Genomic DNA, 2,291 nt, shown 5'->3' with positions numbered 1-2,291 from the left:
CGAGCTCACCCGGCTGCTGCTCACCCGCTACAGCCTGAGCCGCACCGGCACGGTCCAGCTGGACAAGGCCACCAGCTTCCAGGCGCAGATCAACCCGGCCGAGTTCAGCCACAGCTTCGGCATCCGCTACGACAAGACCAAGGCGCAGGGCTCGTCCGGCGTCGAGCCCAAGTTCAGCACGATGGACGACGAGCGCGTCGCCTTCAACATCGTGCTGGACGGCACCGGCGTCGTGCCGCCAGTGCCCGGCCAGCCGCCCGACGTGAAGGGCCAGCTGGCGCAGCTGAGCAAGGTGGTCTACGAATACGTGGACCTGCGCAGCGAGCCGCCCTACGTGCGGGTGCTGTGGGGCACGCTGATCTTCTTCGGCCGGCTGGAATCGCTGAAGGCGCAGTACACCCTGTTCAAGCCCGGCGGCGACCCGCTGCGGGCCAAGGTGGACCTGAGCTTCGTCGGCGCGATGAGCAAGGAGGAGGAACGCCGCGTCACCCAGCGCGCCAGCACCTCCGAGCAGACGCGCACCGTGCGGATGTACGGCAACGAATCGATCGGCCAGGTCTGCGAGCGCATCTACGGCGATCCCTCGGTCTTCATGAAGGTCGCCCGCTTCAACGGCCTGACCGACTTCCGCAACATCCCGCCGGGCACCGTGCTGCGGTTCCCGCCGATGGAGAAGTGACATGCCCGGCGTCTCCCCCAACCAGGACACCGTCGGCGTCGTCACCCTGGCCGTGCTCGCCAACGGGCAGCGGCTGGAGGCCAGCGCCGACCTGATGTCCGTGACCATCCGGCGCGCGGCCAACACCGTGCCGTCGGCGCGGCTGGTGTTCAACGACGGCGACATGCCGGACCGCGACTTCCCGCTCAGCGACTCCGCGCACTTCAAGCCCGGCGCCCGGCTGACGATCCGGGCCGGCTACGGCCAGCAGGAGGACACGATCTTCGAAGGCCTGGTCGTGCGCCACGGGCTGCGCGTGCAGGGCGACAACGACGCGCGCCTGGTCGTGGACTGCCGCGACGCGGCGGTGAAGATGACCATCGGCCGCCGCAACGCCAACTACATCGACCAGCTCGACAGCGACATCATGAGCACGCTGGCCGGCGCGCACGGCCTGTCGGCCCAGGTCGACGCCACCACCGTCACCCATCCGGAGCTGGTGCAGCACTTCTGCAGCGACTGGGACTTCCTGCTGACGCGGGCCGACGCCAACGGCCTGCTGGTGATCGCCACCGATGGCGCGCTGGCGGTGACCGCGCCCGCGGCCGAGGGCGAACCGGCCCTGGCGGTCACCTACGGCATGGACCTGATCGACTTCGAGGGCGACGTCGACGCGCGCCACCAGTACGGCAGCGCGATGGCGGTCTCCTGGGACCCGAAGGCGCAGGCCGCGCTCGAAGGCAGCGCCGCCGATCCCGCCACGCTGCCGGCGCAGGGCGACCTGGACAGTACGACGCTGTCGGCCGTCATCGGCCTGGAGAGCTTCCGGCTGCAGGCCGGCGCGCCGCAGTCCAAGGACATGCTGACCCAGTGGGCGAAGGCGCAGCAGGTCAAGTCCGGCCTGGCGCGGATGCGCGGTCACTTGAAGTTCCAGGGCAGCGCCAAGGCGCGCGTCGGCGGGCTGATCGCGCTGCAGGGCGTCGGCGCCCGCTTCAGCGGCACTGTCTTCGTCACCGGGCTGCGCCACCACATCGAGGACGGCGCCTGGACCACCGAGGCCGAGTTCGGCCTCGATCCCGACTGGTTCAGCGCGCGGCCCGACGTGCCGGCACAGCCGGCGGCGGGCCTGCTGCCGCCGGTGCCCGGCCTGCAAGTCGGCGTGGTGCTCAAGCTCGACGGCGACCCCACCGGCGAGCCCCGCATCCAGGTCAAGGTGCCGGTGCTGCAGGCCGAGACCGAGGGCGTCTGGGCCCGGCTGCTGCAGGGCCACGCCAGCAGCGGCTTCGGCGCCTTCTTCCTGCCCGAGGTCGGCGACGAGGTGGTGCTGGGCTACTTCGCCGGCGACCCCTCGCACCCGGTCGTGCTGGGCAGCCTCTACAGCAGCGGCCGCACGCCGCCCTACGCGCTGGCCGCGCCCAACGACACCAAGGCCTTCGTCACGCGCTGCGGCCACAAGCTGGAGTTCGACGAGAAGGACCAGGTCATCACCGTCGCCACGCCGGCCAACAACCGCATCGTGCTCAGCGACAAGGACAAGTCCATCCGGCTCGAGGACCAGAACGGCAACACCGTCGAGCTCAAGCCCGGCGGCATCGCGCTGGACAGCCCCAAGGACATCACCGTCACCGCGCAG

The 2,291-nt window shown here is 70.6% G+C and carries 2 protein-coding genes; both read left to right on the top strand.

The features are described 5' to 3' along the window. Positions 1-679 (top strand): peptidoglycan-binding protein (locus FUT87_RS29390; RefSeq protein ID WP_186830746.1); only part of this gene is annotated, 679 nt, incomplete at its 5' end. A gap of 1 nt (position 680) precedes the next feature. Continuing rightward, a partial coding sequence (vgrG, locus tag FUT87_RS24750) for a type VI secretion system tip protein VgrG (RefSeq protein WP_147242715.1) occupies positions 681-2,291 on the top strand: 1,611 nt, incomplete at its 3' end.

The sequence above is a fragment of the Mitsuaria sp. TWR114 genome, from assembly GCF_007997345.1.
Note: the sequence above shows the minus strand (reverse complement) of the source record. Positions and strands in the feature narration are given on the sequence as shown.